Genomic DNA, 18805 nt, shown 5'->3' with positions numbered 1-18805 from the left:
CAGTTTTAGTACCTTTCATCGATCACGCCCCATCAGGACGTCATTCACTTGCCATGCGTTACCGGGCGGAGACGGCGCTTAGGGCACCTCGCAGGACGTCCAGCGGCATGGGGCGGTGCCAAAGGAAACCCTGCATATGCTCGATGCCAAGACCACACGGCACCGACTGCTGCTCCAGGCTCGCATCGTAACGGCGCAGACCCGGACCAAGTGATCCCTCCTTGGCGAGGTTGGCACGCCGTATCAACTCGTGGGCACTGGCGACATCGCCTGCGAACTCACAGACGCCGATGGCCACCAACGCCGAGCGCTGACCTTCGCCGACGGAATACGGAACGGTGACGTCTTCATGCACCCGTTGCGCCCACCGCCAGGTTTCCTCCTTCGTAAGGAAGTCGGCGCGAGCCACCATAATGCGATCCCTCTCTGGCAGAGACACTAGGCCACCCGGCCCCGCCAGGCAGCGCAGGCGCTCAACGAAGAGCCGTATCGCCTCATTCAAGGCCTCGCGGCCGTAGGTAGTGAGAAATTCATTGAAGTGCAGGAAATGAACGGCCGCCAGCGCCCCCTTGCGGCCTTCAGCCTGCGCCGCGTCGACCAGTCGCTGGAGTTGTTCCTGACCCAGCAGTTTATTGGGCAGCGAAGAATCAGGGTCGTAGAACGCCTGATCAGGAAGATCGTCGCTGGCCCCGTGAAGCCGTTCGGTGATGGTGATCTCATGCTCGACCAGTCAGGATTCTTTAATCGGAGCAAGAACCGCAAGCTCGCAGGCCTCCCACTGCTGAGCGGCGCGACACCCGCGAGCCTGATCGACGGCCAGACAGATCAGAATGGCCATCACGAATAGCGCAGCGCAGAGCAGAATCGAGGCCTTCAGCCCCACCACCGACTGCAGCAGGCCCAGGCCAATGATGCCGATCACGCCAGCGAGCTTGTTGGCCAGGCCCCAGAACCCGAAGAACTCGGCGGCCTTGTGCGACGGTGACAAAAGCCCTACCAGGGCGCGGCTTGCCGACTGACTCGAGCCCAAGCTGAGCCCAGCTAGACAGCCCACCACCAGGAACAGCTGTTGAGGCTGCAAGCCAAGGCCCAGATAGGCGTTTAGCCAGGCGGTCAACTCCGGCGTGGCCCAGATGGCGAGGATCGCCAGCACCCAGAGGCCAAGCGTCAGCAGATAGGTGCGCTTGGCGCCGAGCCGGTCCTGAATCACGCCGAACCCCAGCGCCCCGGCGGCGGCAGTGATCTGCACGATGATGAACATCAGGTTGCGCGTGGTGGTGTCCCAACCGATCACCTGAGCCCCGTAGATGAAGGCGAAGGCAATGATGATGTAGACGCCCGCCATCGAGAACACCAGCGAGACCAGAAAGGTACCCAGGTCGCGAAAGCGCCTGAGTTCATGAAACGTAGTACCGACCCTCGCCCAGGCGATGCCGGCATAGCCGCGCCCCGGCGGCAGACGCTGGGGCGTGCCACGCTCCCTAAGCCAGAGGAAGGTCGGAATGGCGGTGATCAGGAAGAAGCCAGCAGCGAAGGGCCCAACCCAGCGGATGCGGTCGAAGTTCTCGGCAGTGGCTTCGCCCAGCACTACCAGCGTAAAGCCCGCGGCGAACAGACCGCCGACATACCCCAGCGCCCAGCCAAAGCCGGAAATCCGGCCCAGCGCTTCCGGCGGACCGAGGTCCGGCAGAAAGGCCGCGATAAAGGATTCGCCCATAGAGTAGGCGTAATTGGAGAGCACGATCAGCACGACCCCGAGCCATACGAATCCCGGCGCCACAAAGTAAAGCAGTGCCGTGGTGGCAACGGTGGCCAGATAGCTGACGAACAGGAAGCGCTTCTTGGCCGCCGAGACGTCCATGGCGGCACCGCAGACAGGCCCGCTGGCCACTACCATCAGATAACTCAGCGCCAGAGCAGCGCTCCACAGCAGATTGGCAAAGCGATAATTATCGCCACGATCGCCGACGATAACGGTGGTGAACAGCTCGCCGAACACCACCGTGATGATCAAGAGGGTATAGGCCTGGTTGGCGAAGTCGAACATCGCCCAGCCGAAGATCTCCTTGCGGGACGCATATGCCGTCGTCGACAACGGGCGCGTGGCCACCGAGGCCAAGGTCATGCGTCCTCCGTGCCAGGCGCCCGTTCCTTGGCGACCTTAACCCGGTTGCGGCCACCGTGCTTGGCCGCATATAGCGCCCGGTCGGCGCGGCGCATGCACTGCTCGTGGGACGGGTCTCCCTTGGCCATCGCAGAAATGCCGAAGCTGGCCGTCATGCGCAGCGAGATATCTTCAAAGGGCACCTCAAGCACCTCCAGGGCGTAACGAATGCGCTCGGCGAGGGAATGCCCACCTTTTTCGCCGGTATCGGTGAGCAACAAGGCAAATTCCTCGCCGCCAATGCGTGCCGGAATATCCAGGTTGCGACACCAGGCGGTCAACACCTCGGCAGTATATTGGATGACACAGTCGCCGGCCGCATGGCCGTGGATATCGTTGACGTTTTTGAAGTGATCGATATCGAGCAGGATCACCGCGGCGGACTGACCGTAGCGTTGATAACGTTCGAAGGCCTGCTCCAGTTGCTGCATGAAATAGCGTCGATTCCACAGCCCGGTCAGGGAATCTGTAGTCGCCAGTCGCCGCAGGGCGGCTTCGGCATCCTTGCGATCACCGATCTCCTGGTGGATGCCGGCCATCATTTGCGGTCGATGATCCGGGGTCCAGCGGAATACCTTGCCATGCGCAAGCACCCAAACCCACTGTCCGTCTCGATGGCGCATGCGGAACTCAAGAGAATAGAACTCATGCTTGCCGTGAAAATGGGCATTCAAGCGCTCGAACGCTCTGGCCAGGTCATCGGGATGGACCAGCCGTTCCCAGGTAGCAGAGCTGATCGGCTCGAGTTCGGCAAGCGAATAGCCGACGATCTCCGCCCACCGCGCGTTAATGAGCAGCTCACCGGTCTGAACGTTCCATTCCCAGGACCCAGCGTGGGTGCCCTCAAGAATATTGGAAAGCCGCAGGCGTTCTTCTTCGAGGGCCCGTTCCAGCACATGCCGTTCTGTGATGTCACTAATGTAGCCGTAACACAGCCTACTGCCATCGACTTGATGGCTAAGGGTGGCGTTGCCTTCATGCCAGCGCAGCCGGCCATCAGGAAGGTAGTAGCGGTACTGGCAGTGCCAGGGGTGCTGACCGTGAGAGGCCCGTTCGATGCTGTCCAGAATATGCGGCAGGTCATCGGGATGAGCGCGAGCGAAGACCGGCGAGGCATCATCCTTGACGACGGAATAAGGCAAGCCGAAGAGTTCCTCGAAACGCTCGCTGGCATAGGGGAAATGAGAGCTGCCATCAGCACGGATACGGTATTGATAGATGACCCCAGGCACATGGCGCGCCAGTTGCGCGAGCAACATGCTGGACGCCTGTGACGACTCGACCACCGGCGGTGAGACACACAGCCGGCGACCATCCACCCAGGGGGTGAGGCGCCAAGCCAGGCGTACCGTTGCGCCGGTCCGCAACCTGGCCAGAAACGAGCAAGCCCCAAGGGTCGCCAGAGCCTCACGGCACTGCACTGCATCATCTGGGTGAAGCTGGCCTACAAACGACGCGCCCACCAGGGTGTCATCATCACTGTCGAGTGCCGCCATGAACGCAGGATTCGCCTCTAGCACTTGTCCCTCGGCGCCCAGCGCACATATCAGGTCAGTCGACTGCGCCAGCAGTGCGGCGTAATCGATCTCGCTCATGTCCATCCTGCCTTGATTATTATCTTCTCATCCCTGAGCGCTAAGCCCTGAATGTTGCAGCGTGTTATATCACTAGCCTGCAGGGTGTCAGATCAAGATGGCACCACTACGACGTTCACGCCACTACGATGCTCAAACCACAGCGATACTCAAGCCACTAAGATCCTCAAGCCACTAAGGTCCTCAAGCCACTACGACGCTCACGCCATTGAGTCGCTCCCACCATGCTGGGGAGCTCCTCAACGACCGGCTGCCCGGGACTGCCTTCACCACCTTACGATACGTGCCCCATGACGGCTCCCCATGCCGGCGTCAGACGCAAGGCCGACACAAAGGCTAGACCAAATCCCTAGGTATCGTCTCGTCCCAACTCTTGGCAAAGACCCGGGTATCGCCCTCATAGGCATCGAGGGTTGCCCGCAGGCGAAAGTTGTCGGGATCACTGGTCATCAGGGTGCGCGTCAGGGTGCGCACCTGCCAATCGCCGCGACGAAAGCTGCGCTCCCATTCCGTCCAGCCGCTGACGCTGTCATAACTGCCATAGGCGTAACGGTAGCGCTCGGTGACCCGCACCGAAATCTCCATGTCGATGTCATCGAGACGATAGGTCCCCTCGTCGTTGATCACCTCGAGCGTCGTAGTGTCATTGGCCAGGTCGCGGATCACCCGCCAGTGCTCCTGAGTCGGCTGGATAAGCGTCTTGGCAATGGGCGGCGCCCCTTCAGGTTCGGCAAACGACGGCAGACCAGCTTCTTCGGCAGGGCGTGGCACCCGCATGGGCAGGAGAAGGCGGCTCGCCGAGGGATAGACGGTCACCCGCACAGGCCGCGGTGACGGCCAGGCCAGCGGCCAATAGCTGGTCGATAGTGACAGGCGGATGGCATGGCCGACCGGAAACTGCTGGGCGATGTGCTTGAGCAGCACACGCACCCGATAGCGCCGCCCTGGCGTAAGCGGCTCGGGAGACTCGTTGCTGTCCCGATGGGTCAGGTTGAGCAGCCCGTAGGAGACCCGCGTGGCCTTGTCATCGTCAGCCACATCGATCAGGCGCAGCGCCAGCATGGCCACCGGCTGGTCGGCCGAGATATCCAGTTCGACCACCGGTTGGCCACAGATCTCAAGCGGCGCCTTGAGCCGCGCGGTCTGAAAGATCAAGGCCCCGCCGTCCTCATCACGCTGGTCATGGGGCAGGTCGGGAGGCGCATTATACGAGCACCACTTGCCCGCATAGAGGCCCACCGAGAGCGGCGAGCGAATCGTCAGCGGCGCATCTTCGGCGCCCTGGCCCTGTTCGGAAAGCTCTTGTTTGACCGGGTCCTGTTCGGCCAGCACCTCTTCGGGCAAGAGATCATGGCCCGACGTTAGTCGGAAGGGCGTCTCGACGATATTCGGCGACGGCCAAACGGGCTCCGCGATCCAGCGACCGGGGCGCTGCTGGTAGCGGGCCGAGGGCGGCGTCGATTCCTGCATCCAGACCCGCAGCATCGGCTCGTCCATGATCCCGGTGTCCTTGCCCTTGAGCCAGTGATCCCACCAGCGCAGGCCGTCCTGCAGAAATCCGATCGCCGGCCCGGGAATGCCCAGATGGGGATACTTGTGCGCCCAGGGACCGACCAGCCCCTTGCGCGGCACCTTAAGCCCGGCCAAGAGACGAAACACCGCATTGCAGTAGCCGTCGGCCCAGCCGCTGATGGCGTAGACCGGGCACTGGATGGCGGAGAAGTCCTCGCACACCGAGCCGTGGCGCCAGTAGTCATCGCGGCGCTGATGCTCGAGCCAGGTAGCAAGCCACAGCCCGCTACCATCGAGGCGCTGATGCCACATCTCGCGCCAGCGATCGCCGACCAGGGCCGGGTCCGGCGGGCTGGCATTGCCGTCGAACATGGTCGAGGCCCAGGACAGGTTGTCACCGAGCAAACAGCCACCCATGTGGTGAACGTCGTCGGCGAAGCGGTCATCGGTTGAGCACAGCGTAATCACCGCCTTGAGCTGGGGCGGGCGCAGGGCGGCGATCTGCAGACCGTTGAACCCCCCCCAGGAGATACCCACCATGCCGACATCTCCCGTGCACCAGGGCTGGCGCTCGAGCCAGTCAAGAATCTCGAGGCCGTCGTCCAGTTCCTGCTGGAGATATTCATCTGTCAGCACGCCATCGGACTCGCCACTGCCGCGGATGTCGACTCGCACACCGGCATAGCCATGCCCCGCCCAGTAGGGATGCGTCTGAACATCGCGGGCCGCAGTGAGATCGCGCTTGCGGTACGGCAAGTACTCGAGAATCGCCGGCACCGGGTCGCTGTCAGCATCCACCGGCCGCCAGATCCGGGCGGCCAGCCGGGTGCCATCGGCGAGACGAATCCAGGTCTCCTCCTCGAAGACCTCTCGCGGATACTGGGTAACGATGTGCATGAACGCCCCTCTCTATTTTTTGCCATCTATGTTCTTGCTATCTAAGTCTCTGCTATCTAAGCCTCTGCTATCTAAGCCTTTGCTATCTAAGTTCTCGCTATTGATGCGCGCGCTGCGCTCTGGCCAAGCGTGACTCCCGAGAGGCGTCGCCGAGAAATGGATACTGACCAAGGCCCGGTGGGTCGCAACGGCTCAACCGACGATGTCCTCGAACGCGAAGTTAAGCCGCGATGACAGGCTTTCGTAGTTCGCCAGCAGCTCTTCGGCGTCCTGGCCGCCCATCCATATGCAGGCCAGCGCGAAGCTATAGGCGTCCTGCTCGGGCATGCTCGACAGCTGCTGGCCAGGCGCGACCTGCAGGGTAATCTGGGTGCCGGGGAACTCGGCCTTGAGCGCAGCAAGCTCCGCCTCGCTGGGCACCTGAGTCACCCGTGCATCGACGAAGAACACTCGGTAGAAGAACATCGCCGCGATCGGGAATTCACCCTGACGATACGGCATCGCCGGACGCCGACCCAGGCCCAGATCCAGGCTCACCTGCTGGTTGCTGATGCCATCGACCTTCTCGAACAGATCGCAATGGGACTGGGAGATACGCGTGTTGATCTCCAGGAGCCACACCCGGTTCTGCACCTCATCCCAGAAATACTCGATGTTGAAGGCGGCATTGTCGTAGCCGATATGGGTCATCACCCGCTCGGTCAGGTCCTTCATCTGCGCCTGCACATCCGCGGGCAACTGCGACGGGTAGCGGTAATGGAAGAAGCTCAGCACCTGGGGATAGCGCAGCGAATCGACGATGCCGTAACTGACCACCTCGCCCTCGAAGACATAACCCTCTACGGTGCACTGCCAGCCGCCGATGATCTCCTCGGCCATGCAGAAGTGACCTTCTACCGCAGCGATCTCCGGGGGCAGCAAGGCGTGGTCGAGCACAGTATTGAAGGGGGTGGCGATCAGGCCGATATCCTCGCGCAGCCGCACGATGGCGTGAGCGAAGTCTTCGGGGCTATCGATGCGAAAGCCGAGCCGTGACCCGGAGGACTTGATGGGCTTGAGGAAAAAGGGAAAGTAGAGACCCGCCGCACGAATGGTATCCAGCGCCTGATCATCGAATGGATCAATGGCGGTGAAGGCGGGAATCACATCGGGAATCACTTGGCGCTGCACCAGCCGGCTCCAGAACTTGTGCTCGCACTTGAGCAGGCTTTCGAGGCTGGTGGTGCGGGTGCCGAAGCGCCGACACAGGATCGGCAGCATGGTCGAGACCGGAAAATCCATGTAGCCAATGATGGCGTCGATAGGCCCATCGAAGGCGTCCAGCTCGTCGCCGGCCCGCGACAGCATGCCAGCGATATCAAAGACTTCGGTGTCGTAAACATCCGTGGGCGGGATGATCCCGTGGAATTCGCAGCCCTTGGCTCCCGGCAACTGCTCGAGCCGGGCACGATTGAAGTCGTTGAGGCCTATCACGAAGATCTGCTTGGGGGTGAGCATGGCGTGCGCCTCTCTTGGCCACTAGGCCCGGGACGACCTGGGCGCCGCGCCGCAATGGCGCCGACCATGACCCATTCTGTCCGTCACAGTGCAGCATAGCTCACCCCGCGACGGGCGGTGGGCTTGTCCATGACGACCCTGCTTTATTTCACCCAGCCCTATTCTGCACGGCTCTCACCTGAACGGCCCACCTGAACGACTCACCCAGCACCTCAGGTTCGGCCCCACCAAGCGCCTGAACCGACGCTGACTCACGCGTGACGCCCGCAGCCATCATCGCCGCTTGCGGCCCTCCCCTTCGCTGCCCGCGTCATTCGTCTCGTCGTCATCTGAATGGGCGGCGAACAGATCCGGTTCGCCGCGCTCCAGGCGCTCGATGGCCGCCTCGCCGTCGCGGGCCAGGCCATCCAGACGTTCGATTTGCGCTGAAAGTTCGGGTAAAGCTTCCTGCCGGTAGCGGGAGAGGTCGTCGAGCGCCGCCATCACATCGCCGAAGGCCTGCTCGAGAGATCCCATGTCCAGCGTCGCCGAAGCGGCCCGCTTCTGCACGTCGACACCCTGCTGGCGCAGTGCCCGAGCGGTGCCGGCGATGGTCTCGGAGGTGGTGGTATTGAGGGACTCGATGCGATCCAGCACCAGCCGCTGATTGGCCAGTGCCAGCGCCACGGTGGCAGCCACGCTGAGCGCCGAGACGGTGACATTGATGGCCCGGTCGACGCCGCGCATCAGCTCGCGGTTGTTGCGGATGATCACCTCGAGAGCCAGCACGCCCTGCTGGCTGACCGCCAACTGCTGCTGCAGGTCGAGAATGCGCTGACGCAGCGGAAACAGCAGCTCTTCCTCGATAAAGCGGCGCTGTTGATCGTCGCTGGCATTGGGCAAGGCATCCTGAAGGCGCTGATCAATCAGCCGCCCGAGCGTCACCTGGCGAGCCAGCTGATGATGGATCTGGCGCAGGCTGGCCTGATCATCGCCAAGGGTCAGGTTGTCGCGCTGCAAGCGATCGCGGCCCGCCTCAAGCTCGCCGATGATGGCATCGATAGCCTGCTGGGCGGTCTCGAACTTGTGAAAGTAGCGCTGCAGGCGATTGCCGACCCCGGGAAGGGCCCCGAGCAGGCGATCGAAGCGGCCGGGGCTCAGCCGGTGCTGGTGCGGATCGAGACGCCCCATGCGATCGCGAAGGTCGGTCAGCGCCCGCGCCACCGGGCCGCCGTCCTCGCCGTGCTCGGCGAGCTGGCGCAGCGGGGCATCGAGCATACTGCTGTAATGGGCGGCCTGACGCTGCAGCGAAAGGCCCATCTCGTCGACGGCCCGGCGCTGACGGCTAGCCGCGCCCTCATCGGCGAGAATCTCTTCCACGAAATCAGCAGCCAGCGAGACGAGCTCCGAGTCGATGTCAGCATCGGCCGCATCGCTGGGCTCATCGCCAGCGGCTTCCCTGAATTCGTCGACGGACATTCTTTCAGATGCCCGCTCAGCCTCTTTATCCGTTTCACCGTGGCGCTGGCCGGTGCGGGGGTGGCGAAGCTCGGCCTCGATCACCTCGACCGGCGGCAGGGACAGACGCGAGAAGCCGCCCGCGTTTTCGTCGCTCATCGTTGCGCTCCTCGGGTTGTGATGCTCTTCACCCTAGCCCAGTTCATGACGGCGGCCCACTGGGAAAGCCGCGGCCATGCTGAGCCTGAGGTATCTTATTCAGCGGCTGCGGTCATAGCGCTCGGCGCCCTCGACGAAGCGCTTGAGCTCGGCGCACGCCTGCTCGGCGGCCAGGCTCGCCTGAGGCTTGTCGGTACGCAGCCGGGCCACCGCCACGGCGGCGTCATCCAGCGCCGTCAGGGCCGCCTCATTGCGCGCCGCCAGCTGGCGCAGCTGTCGCTCGGTGTCTTCGACCAGCGCCAGGCGACGCTTGAGAGCGATACGCTCCTCGACGGTCAGGTTGGCGGCGTCGCGGGCCAGCCGGCGCTTGACGTAGGCGGCATCCACCCCGGCGACGCCGCTGGCCTGGTGGGCCATGGCCGTCAAGTTGTCGATGGCGCCCAGGCAGACCTGCGTGACCAGGCCGCGGGCGCGCTCGTAAGCAAGCTCGCCGACCTCGAAGCGGCTCCCCAGCACGCCGAGCACATGGCGATAGCGGCTGTAGAGGCGATCGGCCTGGGGTGCATGATCGCTGCGATCCACCTCGAGCAGCGCCTGCTTGGCACGACACAATGACAGCACCAGGTCGTCGGCATCCGCCGGAGGGTGTTCGGGATCGAGAGTCTGAACGCCGGTTTCCTGGCGCTCGCTGGCCTGGCGGCGGGCGGTCTCGGCGCTTCGCTGTAGCGCCGCGCGCTGCTGTCGACGACGGGCAAGCCATCCGCGCCAGCGCCGCTCCATGGGCACCTCGGCGGCAATCGCCACGAGACCGGCAAGCCAGCCGCCCAGGCTTGGAGAAAAGCCGCCCCATAGCGACGTCAGCCACAGCAGCACCGCAAGGCTCGGCGCTACAAAAGCATAGCGCACCACCACCGGCCAGCGCCGCGGCGGTGTGGCGGGATCACCAAGTTCGGGACGGATCACCCCCAGCATCAGCCACACCAGGCTGGTGAGAAAGAGCCCGTAGGAAAATCCCTGCAGGAAACCCAGCATTGGCCACACTACCCCGCGTTCCAGAAAAACGGCATACGTATATGAGAGATGAGTGTAGAGGAAGGTTCCGGCCAGCATAAGCCCCACCGGGCCGGCTGATACCTGCCGGCGCGATGTGTCAGGCTAGCTCTCTGCCATGGGCGCAGGCGTAGAGCTTTGCCACCTCTTCACCGACGCGGCGCAGGGCTGCCTCGATGGTCGGCGTCAGGGCCGCGGCATAATTGAGGCGCAGGCACTCGCGGTACTTGCCCGACGCCGAAAACAGCGCCCCGGGGGCGATGCGCAGCCGGGCCGGCACTAGACGCTCGTTTAGGCGCATAGAGTCGATGCCACCGGGCAGTTCCAGCCACAGAAGGAAACCGCCCTGGGGGTAGCTGATGCCGGTATCGGCGGGAAAGTAGCGTCTCACCCAGCCAATCATCAGGTCCCGTTGGCGGCGATATTGAGCCACCACTGCACGCAGGTGGCGCTCGTAATATCCCTTGGCGACGAAGTCGGCAATGGCCAGTTGCGGCAGGGTCGCCGAGGCACCGGTAGAGACATACTTCATGTGCTGGACGCGGTCGCGATAGCGCCCCGGAGCGATCCAGCCCACCCGAAGCCCCGGCATCAGGGTCTTCGAAAAACCGCTGCACAGCAGTACCCGGCCATCGTCGTCGAAGGCCTTGAGCGTTCTTGGCCGCGGCGTTTCGAAGGCCAGGTCACCATAGATGTCGTCTTCGATGATCGCCACATCGAAGCGTTGCGCCAGCGCCAGCAAGGCACGCTTGCGCTCCTCCGGCATGGTATAGCCAAGCGGGTTGTTGCAGGTCGGGGTGAGCTGGATTGCACGAATCGGCCATTGTTCCAGCGCCAGCTCCAGGGCCTCCAGGCTGATGCCGGTGCGAGGGTCGGTGGGAATCTCCAGCGCCTTGAGGCCATTGGCCTGTAGTATCTGCATGGTGCCGTAGAAACTCGGCGAATCCACCGCCACCACGTCTCCTGGTGCGGTCAGTGTCCGAATGGCGATCGACAGCGCCTCCTGGCAGCCGGTGGTGACCAGCACGTCATCGGGGTGCAGCAGGCTGCCCGCGCCCGCCATCAGCCGCACGATCTGCTGTCGCAGGGCGAGACTGCCGGCCAGGGCATCGTAGTTCAGGTCCTGGCCACTAGCATGCCGATAGCGCTCGGCCAACAGGCGATGCAGCGGCTTCAAGGTCGGACAGGCGAGATCGGGGATACCACGCCCCAACAGCAGCACGTCGTCGTCGGGCGGGTGGCGCTCCACCAGTTCCAGAACCTGGTCCCAGCGCGAGACATCCAACGGCCGCTGCGCCGGGCGCGTCACCGCCGGCAGACTCGTAGGGGTTGGCTGCGAGCGCACGAAAAACCCCGATTTGGGCCGCGCCTCTACCAGCCCGGCATCCTCTAGCCGAGCATAGGCGGTCTGCGCCGTGGAGATGCTGACCGCGAATTCGCGACACAGGGCCCGGATCGACGGCAGCCGATCCCCCCCGCGATAGATGCCGCCGTCGATACGCCGACGCAGCTCGTCGGCCAGTTGCGCATAGCGCGTCATGACAGTTATCTCCACGTCACCGGGACATCGATACAGATAGGCTCATCACGGGCCATACAGTGGGCTTACCCCACCATCTGTATGGATAACTTTTAAACTCTCTATATCTGTATGGCAAGTCGCGCCGGTCATAAGCTGATGGTGGTTACATCGACAAGCGACTTCGGAGATTTGCCATGCGACTCGCTCACCGCCCAAGGCTTCTTGAAAGACTCCCGCTTTTATCGCTGACTCGGCTCGCCGGGCGGTATGACAGGTTACGCCAGCGGCTTCGCTACCTCAGCCAACGCCAGGCCTCGCGTCGCGCGCTGCTGATGCTGGACGATCATCAGCTCATGGACATCGGCAAATCCCGCCGCCAGGCCGAACAGGAAGGCCGCAAGCCTTTCTGGCAGAGCTGAGGGCTGCGTGGCTGGAGGGCTGGAGGGATGGAAAACGTGGCAGAAAAAAAGAAAGCTGAAAGACGAGCAGGATGACACTCGCTCAAGGCACCAAAAGCTTCGCTGCCAGGGCAAGGCCGGCCATGATCAAAGCGGTCATCATGGCGATGTCCACCAGAGCGTTGAGGCGGGGTTCGTTCAGCCAGCCGCTAAGGCGGGTTCGCCAGCGACGAGACGAAACAGGAGATGTCGAACGGCGAGTGGCGCCGTGTCGGGGCTTTTGGTGACGATGCTTTTGGATAGTCATCGGCGCCTCCCGCCCAAGCTGGGCTATCGGCCTTTCATCATAGTCCGCTCGCCGCCGCTGGTATACTGGCCTCCCAACATCCAGTTGCCGAGATGCCATGCTCCGCTCCCTGACCTCTGCCCGTCGCTGGCTTTCGCGCCTGAGCGCCTCGCGCCACGCCCTGTGGCTGCTGGGCCTTGCCTCGGTGCTGGAAACGCTGCTGGTGCCGATCCCCATTGAAGTGATCCTGATTCCCTGGATGCTCGCCGAGCCTCAGCGCCGCTGGCGTCTCGCCGGGGTGGCGCTGGCCGGCAACCTGTTCGCCGCCCTCATCGGTTATGGCCTCGGGAGCCTCGCCATGGCCCAGTGGGGCGATGCCTTGCTGCCGCTCTTTGGCGGCGAATCGGCTTACCAGGCCTTTCAGGCGCGCTTCCTGGACAACGGCTTCGTGGCCATCCTGGCCGTCGGTGTCATCCCCATACCCTTCCAGACCGCCATGCTGGTGGCAGGCGCCAGCGACTACCCGCTACCGCTATTCCTGCTGGCGGCGCTGATCGGCCGCGGGCTGCGTTACTTCGGCCTGGCGCTGCTGGTGGCGCTGGCCGGCGAGGCCGCATTGGGTCTGTGGAAGCGCCATGCTCGCCCGCTGGGAGCCGGCCTGACCGTGATGGCCGGTTTTTGGCTGGCCTGGGAGCTGGTTAGCTAGCCTGTCAAACGCTAGGGAAGCCGTCACGGCAGGATAGCCGTTAGCAGGCACGTCACGCAGGGGAGCCGTCGACCCTTGTTATTATCGAACAAGACCTCCATGCTGCAATCATGAGGATGCTAACAATCCTCCCTTACTCTGATTCCAGCCAGGAGTCCCCATGTCACGTCTCGCCCACTCACGTCTCTCGAACACGGCCCTGTCGGTGCTCGACCTGGCACCAATTCGCCAAGGCGGCAGCGCCGCCGATACGTTCAAGGAAACCGTCGCCCTCGCTCAGCAGGCCGAGCGGCTGGGGTTCAGCCGCTACTGGCTCGCCGAGCACCACAATATCGAGGGCATCGCCAGCGCGGCCACCTCGGTACTGATCGGCCATGTGGCCGGCCAGACCGAGCGCATCCGCGTGGGCAGCGGGGGCATCATGCTGCCCAACCATCCGCCGCTGGTGATCGCCGAGCAGTTCGGCACCCTGGCCACCCTCTACCCGGATCGCATCGACCTGGGCCTGGGGCGCGCACCAGGCTCTGACGGCGCCACCATGGCCGCCATGCGCCGCAATCCCCAGGCCGGCGTCAACGACTTCCCTGAACGGCTCGAGGAGCTACGGGGCTATCTCGACGAGGCGAGCCCTGGCCAGCGGGTCAAGGCGATTCCCGGTCAAGGCACCCATGTCCCCACCTGGCTGCTCGGCTCCAGCGACTACAGCGCCAGGCTAGCCGCCAGGCTCGGTCTGCCCTTCGCCTTCGCCGCCCAGTTCGCGCCTGCCCAGCTGCTCGAGGCGCTCAGGCTCTATCGCGACAACTTCCAGCCCTCGGCGGTTCTGGACGCCCCCTACGCGATGGTCGGCCTGCCGGTGATCGCCGCCGAGAGCGATCTCCACGCCCAGTACCTGGCGACTACCGCCCAACAGAAGTTTCTCAACCTGATCCGGGGTCGGCCGACCCGCTCGCTGCCTCCGGTCGAGGCACTGGACTGGAATGCCCGTGAGCGGGCGCAGGTCGAGCAGTTCCTTGGGGCAGCGGTAATCGGCGGGCCCGAGACGGTCAAGCAGCAGCTCGAAAGGGTCATCGAGGTCACCGGCGCCGATGAGCTGATGCTGCATACGGATGTCTTCGCCCAGCAGGACCGGCTGCAAAGCTATGAGATCGTCGCCGGGGTATGGCGGAGCTGAGCCACGGCTCGCCATCGTCCGGGTTGCCCGTCATGGGGATAGGGCGCAGCATACGGCCTTTGGCCTGCTGCTTTAGCAAGCTCACGTTCTCGTCCTGACCCGATCGCGAGGCGCCATGTCTTCAAACCCGTCTTCTCCTCCCACCCCGGGCGCCCGGCTCGACCGGGCCGGCACGTTATCCGGCCTCAAGCGCATGGCGCCGATGTCGCTGTTCGTGATCGCCTTCGGCCTGGCGTTCGGGGTGGCAGCGCTGCAACAGGGCCTGTCTGGGCTCGAGACGCTGCTGATGAGCGGCCTGGTGTTCGCCGGTGCCGCCCAGTTCGCGGTGCTGGACCTGTGGGGCCCCGAGATCCCGGTGATCGCGCTGATCGCCACCACCTTCGCCATCAACGCCCGTCACCTCCTGATGGGCGCCTCGCTCTATCCCTGGCTGCGCCACCTGCCGCCCCGGCAGCGCTACTCAAGCCTGCTCATCTTGAGCGACTCCAACTGGGCCATGGCGGCGTCGGACTACCGGCGCGGCGAGACGAATGTCGGCATGCTGGTCGGTGGCGGCCTAGCGCTGTGGATGGCCTGGATGGTCGGCACGCTGATCGGCGTGGTGTTCGGCAGCGGCATCAGCGACCCCGAGCGCTTCGGCCTGGACGTGATCATGGGCTGCTTCCTGCTGGCCATGCTGGTAGGCGGCACGCGGGACCCCTGGGTGCTTCTGCCCTGGGGCGTGGCGGCTCTGGCGAGCATGGCGGCATTGGCCTGGATGCCGGCCAATGCCCATGTGATCGTCGGCGCCCTGGCGGGCGGCGTCACCGGATTGCTGATGCCACCTCGGTCGGCGAAGCAGGAGGCCGCGTCATGAGCCTGCCCATGAACCTACCCGTAAGCCCCGCAGGAGCCCTGGCCGCCATCGTCATCATGGCGCTGGTGACCTATCTGACTCGCGCCGGCGGCGTGCTGGTGATGTCATGGGTGCCGATCGGGCCGCGCGTCGAGCGCTTCATCAACGCCATGGGCGGCTCGGTGCTGGTGGCGGTGATCACACCCATGGCGGTCAACGGCGACATCGCCGCGCGTCTGGCGCTTGCCGCCACCCTGGGGGTGATGCTGGCGACCCGCAAGCCGCTGCCATCGATCGGCGCCGGCATCGTCACCGCCGCCCTGTGGCGGCTGATCTAAGCGTCGGCTAGCGCTTGTTTATACAGGCTCAGTCCGGGATGCCATGCCGCTCGGCCAACGCCTGACGATAGCGGGTGTAAACCGCCTCATAGGCCGCGACGCGTGCCGACACGGGCTCGGCGCGCGTCGCCTCATCGAGCACCACCAGCCGTTCGCAAAGCGTCTCCAGCGAGGTACCGCTCTGGCGTTCGCACCAGGCGGCCTGCAGCGCCGCACCCAGCGCCGCGGCATCGGTGATCCGTGGGCTGATCACCGGAATACCGGTGATATCGGCCACCATCTGGCGCCATACCGGGCTCTTCGCCCCGCCGCCGATCAGGCGAATCTGCCGGGCGCCGGCAGCGAGTGAGCCGAGCTGCTCGAGACCATAGCGCATCCCGAAGGTCGCCCCCTCCATCACCGCCCGACACAGGTTGGCCCGCTTAAGGTTGGTGCCGGTCAGTCCCAGCAGGCTGGCCGAGGCCTGTGGCAGCGCGGGCACCCGCTCGCCATCGAAGAACGGCAGCATCAGCACGCCCTCGGCGCCGATAGGGGCAGACGCGACGTGTTCGCCGAAGTCGTCGAGTTCAAGCCCGAACAGTTCGCGAATCCGCGTCGTCGCCGAGGTGACGTTCATGGTGCAGATCAGCGGCAGCCAGCCGCCGTCGCTTGAACAGAAGTTGGCGACCATGGCGCTTTCGGCCTGCACCGGTTCGCTGGAATGCGCACAGAGCGTACCGGAGGTGCCAAGGCTCATGGTGATTTCGCCCGGCCGGATGTTGCCGGTGCCGATGGCGCCAAGCATGTTGTCGCCCCCGCCGCTCGAGACCACTACGCCTTCGGCAAGCCCCAGCTCCCGGGCCAGCGCCGGGCGCACTACCCCGGCTGGCTGCTGAGCGTCGATCAGCCTTGGCAGCACCGCCTGTGCATCGAGCTCGGGGGCGATCTCGGCGAAGACATCGTGCCGCCATTCGCGTCGCCGGGTATCGAAGTAGCCAGTGCCGGAGGCGTCTCCGGCCTCGCTGACCCGCTCGCCGGTCAGCCAGAAGTTGAGGTAGTCGTGAGGCAGCAGCACGCTGTCGATGCGCTGATAGGCCTCGGGGTGAGTATCGCGCAGCCAGGCGAGCTTCGAAGCGGTATACCCGGTCTGCAGAACCAGGCCCAGTCGCTCGAGACAGCCGGCCTCACCGCCCAGACGATCAATCAGCGTGGCATTGTGATTGGCGGTTTCGGTGTCGCACCACAGCTTGGCCGGATAGACCGGTTCACCGTCACGATCCAACGCCACCAGACCGTGCTGCTGCCCCGAGACACCGATGGCGCGAATCGCGCCAGGGTCGATGTTCGCCTTGGCCACGGCGTCCTGGAAGGCGCCGCGAAACGCCGCGAGCCAGTCACCGGGATGCTGTTCGCGACGGCCATTGGCCCCCTCGATCAGCCGGTGCGAGCGGCTCGCCTCACCGAGGATGGTGGCGGCGTCGATATCGACCACCACCACCTTGGTACTCTGGGTGCCGCAATCCACGCCAATATACATGGCGGTCTCCTCGTCCTCAGCCATATGTGATGAGCCTTGGTGCTCTTTGCTGCGTGCTCTTTGCTGCGTGCTCTTTGCTGCGTGCTATTTCTTAAGTGCTCTTTCTTACATGCTCTTTCCTACGTGCTATTTCCTACGTGCAGTGGCTTAGGTGTTCTTGCTCAGGTGATAGCGCTGATACGAGCAGTCCTTCACGAACATTTCTCATGAACAGTCTTACACGATAAGACCGACGTGATCAGCCTTGATTCTTGACCAGCGCTTCCAGCGTAGCCCGGGCGCCCAGGCGATGCAGACGGTCGAGCGCGGTAAAGTAGGCCTCGCGGAAGCGCGCGTTCTCGGCAAGATCACCGAACAGCTCGCGGTTCTCGATAAAGGCGGTGGGATGGTCGTGATTTTTTGCCGCGATCGCCATCAGTTCGTCCTTGAGGCGGTCGACCACGGTGATCGCCTCGCCCTGCTCGTCGAGGCCTTCGGCATAGCGTGCCCAGCTCGCCACCACCGCGGCGCAGCGATGGATATCGCCCCCCTTGTCGATCTGCGCGCGGACCACCGGCAGCATCCACTTGGGAATGCGATCCGAGCTCTCGGCGCAGAGCCTCGCCAGGGTGTCCTTGACCTCGGGGTTGGCGAAGCGAGCGATCAGGGTGCGGCGATAGTCATCCAGGTCGACGCCCGGCAGCGGCGCCAGGGTCGGGGTCGCCTCGTGGGTCATGTAATCGAGCAGGAACGTCTCGAACAGCGGGTCGGCGCTGGCCTCGTGGGCATAGCGGTAGCCGGCCAGGTAACCGAAGTAGGCCAGCGCCTGGTGGCTGGCATTGAGCAGCCGCAGCTTCATCAGTTCATAGGGCTCGACGTCCTCGACCACCTGCACGCCGACGTGCTCGAGGGCGGGACGTCCGGCCACGAAGCGGTCCTCGAGAACCCACTGAGTGAAGGGTTCACAGACCACCGGCCAGGCGTCCTCAACGCCGAACTGACTGCCGAGCTCGGCGATATCCTCGGCGGTGGTGACGGGCGTGATGCGGTCGACCATCGAGTTGGGAAAGGGCACCTCGGCCTCGACCCAGGCGCCCAGCTCGCCGTCCCTTGCATGGGCGAAGGCCGTGAACATCTTGCGGGCGACGTCGCCATTGCCCTGGATGTTGTCGCAGGACATCACCGTGAAGGGGGCGAGGCCACGCTCACGGCGAAGACGCAGGGCCTCGATGACCAGGCCGAAGGAGGTCTTCGGGGTGGCCGAGGGCGCCAGATCATGCTGGACGTCAGGGTTATCGAGGTCGAATTCGCCGCTCACCGGGTGGAAGTTGTAGCCGCCTTCGGTGACGGTCAGCGAGACGATGCGGATGCCCGGAGCGGCCATCCGTTCGACCACCGCCTCCGGGTCCTCCGGGGCAAACAGATAGTCGAGCATGGCGCCGATCACCCGCGCCTCGCGTCGCCCGTCAGGATGTTTCAGCACCAGGGTATAGAGATGATCCTGGGCGGCCAGCGCCTCTTTCATCCGGCGATCACCGGGCATCACGCCGACCCCGACGATGCCCCAGTCGAGCGCCTCGCCTTGGTTCATCAGCTCATCGAGGTACATGGCCTGGTGGGCGCGGTGAAACCCCCCGACGCCGATATGGACGATGCCCTCGGTGACCGCCTTGCGGTCGTAGTCTGGGGTGGCGATATCGGCTCCCAGGTCATCCAGGTGGGCGTTATCGAGATGGATCATGG

General features: G+C 64.2%; 15 protein-coding genes. 5 read left to right on the top strand and 10 right to left on the bottom strand.

The annotated features are described in order from the left end of the window. Nucleotides 1–58 precede the first annotated feature (58 nt). The 8 genes from BCL93_RS09580 to BCL93_RS09545 all read right to left on the bottom strand — a co-directional run bounded on the left by BCL93_RS09580 (nucleotide 59) and on the right by BCL93_RS09545 (nucleotide 11851). The gene (locus BCL93_RS09580; protein WP_258396336.1) at nucleotides 59–709 is read right to left on the bottom strand and encodes a GGDEF domain-containing protein; all 651 of its coding nucleotides are present in this window, start codon (nucleotides 707–709) and stop codon (nucleotides 59–61) included. A gap of 21 nt (nucleotides 710–730) precedes the next feature. Beyond that, the gene (locus BCL93_RS09575) at nucleotides 731–2125 is read right to left on the bottom strand and encodes an MFS transporter (RefSeq protein ID WP_258396287.1); all 1395 of its coding nucleotides are present in this window, start codon (nucleotides 2123–2125) and stop codon (nucleotides 731–733) included. After that, complete coding sequence (locus BCL93_RS09570) at nucleotides 2122–3759, bottom strand: GGDEF domain-containing protein (RefSeq protein WP_181463073.1); 1638 nt, start codon at nucleotides 3757–3759, stop codon at nucleotides 2122–2124. Before BCL93_RS09570 ends, BCL93_RS09575 begins: the two co-directional genes overlap by 4 nt. Nucleotides 3760–4095: 336 nt before the next feature. Beyond that, nucleotides 4096–6168 (bottom strand): CocE/NonD family hydrolase, encoded by a 2073-nt coding sequence (locus BCL93_RS09565; RefSeq protein ID WP_112055056.1) that lies wholly within the window; start codon nucleotides 6166–6168, stop codon nucleotides 4096–4098. A 192-nt stretch (nucleotides 6169–6360) separates the two neighbouring features. Further along, nucleotides 6361–7665, bottom strand: coding sequence for an ATP-grasp domain-containing protein (locus BCL93_RS09560; protein ID WP_112055055.1), 1305 nt, complete (start codon nucleotides 7663–7665; stop codon nucleotides 6361–6363). 273 nt (nucleotides 7666–7938) lie between these two features. After that, nucleotides 7939–9261, bottom strand: coding sequence for a toxic anion resistance protein (locus tag BCL93_RS09555; protein ID WP_369700254.1), 1323 nt, complete (start codon nucleotides 9259–9261; stop codon nucleotides 7939–7941). 99 nt (nucleotides 9262–9360) lie between these two features. Next, entirely contained in the window at nucleotides 9361–10371 is a 1011-nt protein-coding gene (locus BCL93_RS09550) for a cobyrinic acid a,c-diamide synthase (RefSeq protein ID WP_258396281.1), read from the bottom strand. A 40-nt stretch (nucleotides 10372–10411) separates the two neighbouring features. Beyond that, nucleotides 10412–11851: a PLP-dependent aminotransferase family protein gene (locus BCL93_RS09545; protein ID WP_112055053.1), complete on the bottom strand. Its 1440-nt coding sequence runs from the start codon at nucleotides 11849–11851 to the stop codon at nucleotides 10412–10414. A 176-nt stretch (nucleotides 11852–12027) separates the two neighbouring features. On the opposite strand from BCL93_RS09545, the gene BCL93_RS09540 reads away from it, so the two are divergent. From BCL93_RS09540 to BCL93_RS09515, 5 genes are all read left to right on the top strand, one after another. Then, nucleotides 12028–12252 carry a DUF1127 domain-containing protein gene (locus BCL93_RS09540; protein WP_258396278.1) on the top strand — a complete coding sequence of 75 codons (225 nt, stop codon included), beginning with the start codon at nucleotides 12028–12030 and terminating at the stop codon, nucleotides 12250–12252. A 383-nt stretch (nucleotides 12253–12635) separates the two neighbouring features. Beyond that, nucleotides 12636–13223: a YqaA family protein gene (locus BCL93_RS09530; RefSeq protein ID WP_112055051.1), complete on the top strand. Its 588-nt coding sequence runs from the start codon at nucleotides 12636–12638 to the stop codon at nucleotides 13221–13223. A gap of 160 nt (nucleotides 13224–13383) precedes the next feature. Further along, nucleotides 13384–14394, top strand: a complete 1011-nt coding sequence (locus BCL93_RS09525) for an LLM class flavin-dependent oxidoreductase (protein ID WP_112055050.1) — start codon at nucleotides 13384–13386, stop codon at nucleotides 14392–14394. A 115-nt stretch (nucleotides 14395–14509) separates the two neighbouring features. Continuing rightward, nucleotides 14510–15250: an AzlC family ABC transporter permease gene (locus BCL93_RS09520; protein WP_112055049.1), complete on the top strand. Its 741-nt coding sequence runs from the start codon at nucleotides 14510–14512 to the stop codon at nucleotides 15248–15250. Further along, nucleotides 15247–15567 (top strand): AzlD family protein, encoded by a 321-nt coding sequence (locus BCL93_RS09515; protein WP_369700253.1) that lies wholly within the window; start codon nucleotides 15247–15249, stop codon nucleotides 15565–15567. The genes BCL93_RS09520 and BCL93_RS09515 overlap by 4 nt, the downstream gene beginning before the upstream one ends. A 28-nt stretch (nucleotides 15568–15595) precedes the next feature. Here BCL93_RS09515 and xylB read toward each other — a convergent pair whose 3' ends face one another. After that, nucleotides 15596–17083, bottom strand: a complete 1488-nt coding sequence (gene xylB, locus BCL93_RS09510; protein WP_112055048.1) for a xylulokinase — start codon at nucleotides 17081–17083, stop codon at nucleotides 15596–15598. 238 nt (nucleotides 17084–17321) lie between these two features. After that, the gene (locus BCL93_RS09505) at nucleotides 17322–18803 is read right to left on the bottom strand and encodes a mannitol dehydrogenase family protein (RefSeq protein ID WP_112055047.1); all 1482 of its coding nucleotides are present in this window, start codon (nucleotides 18801–18803) and stop codon (nucleotides 17322–17324) included. Nucleotides 18804–18805 lie beyond the last annotated feature (2 nt).

This window comes from Onishia taeanensis, assembly GCF_003268885.1.
Classification (GTDB): domain Bacteria; phylum Pseudomonadota; class Gammaproteobacteria; order Pseudomonadales; family Halomonadaceae; genus Onishia; species Onishia taeanensis_A.
The sequence above is the reverse complement of the archived record's forward strand: the minus strand, read 5'-3'. Positions and strand labels throughout refer to the sequence as shown.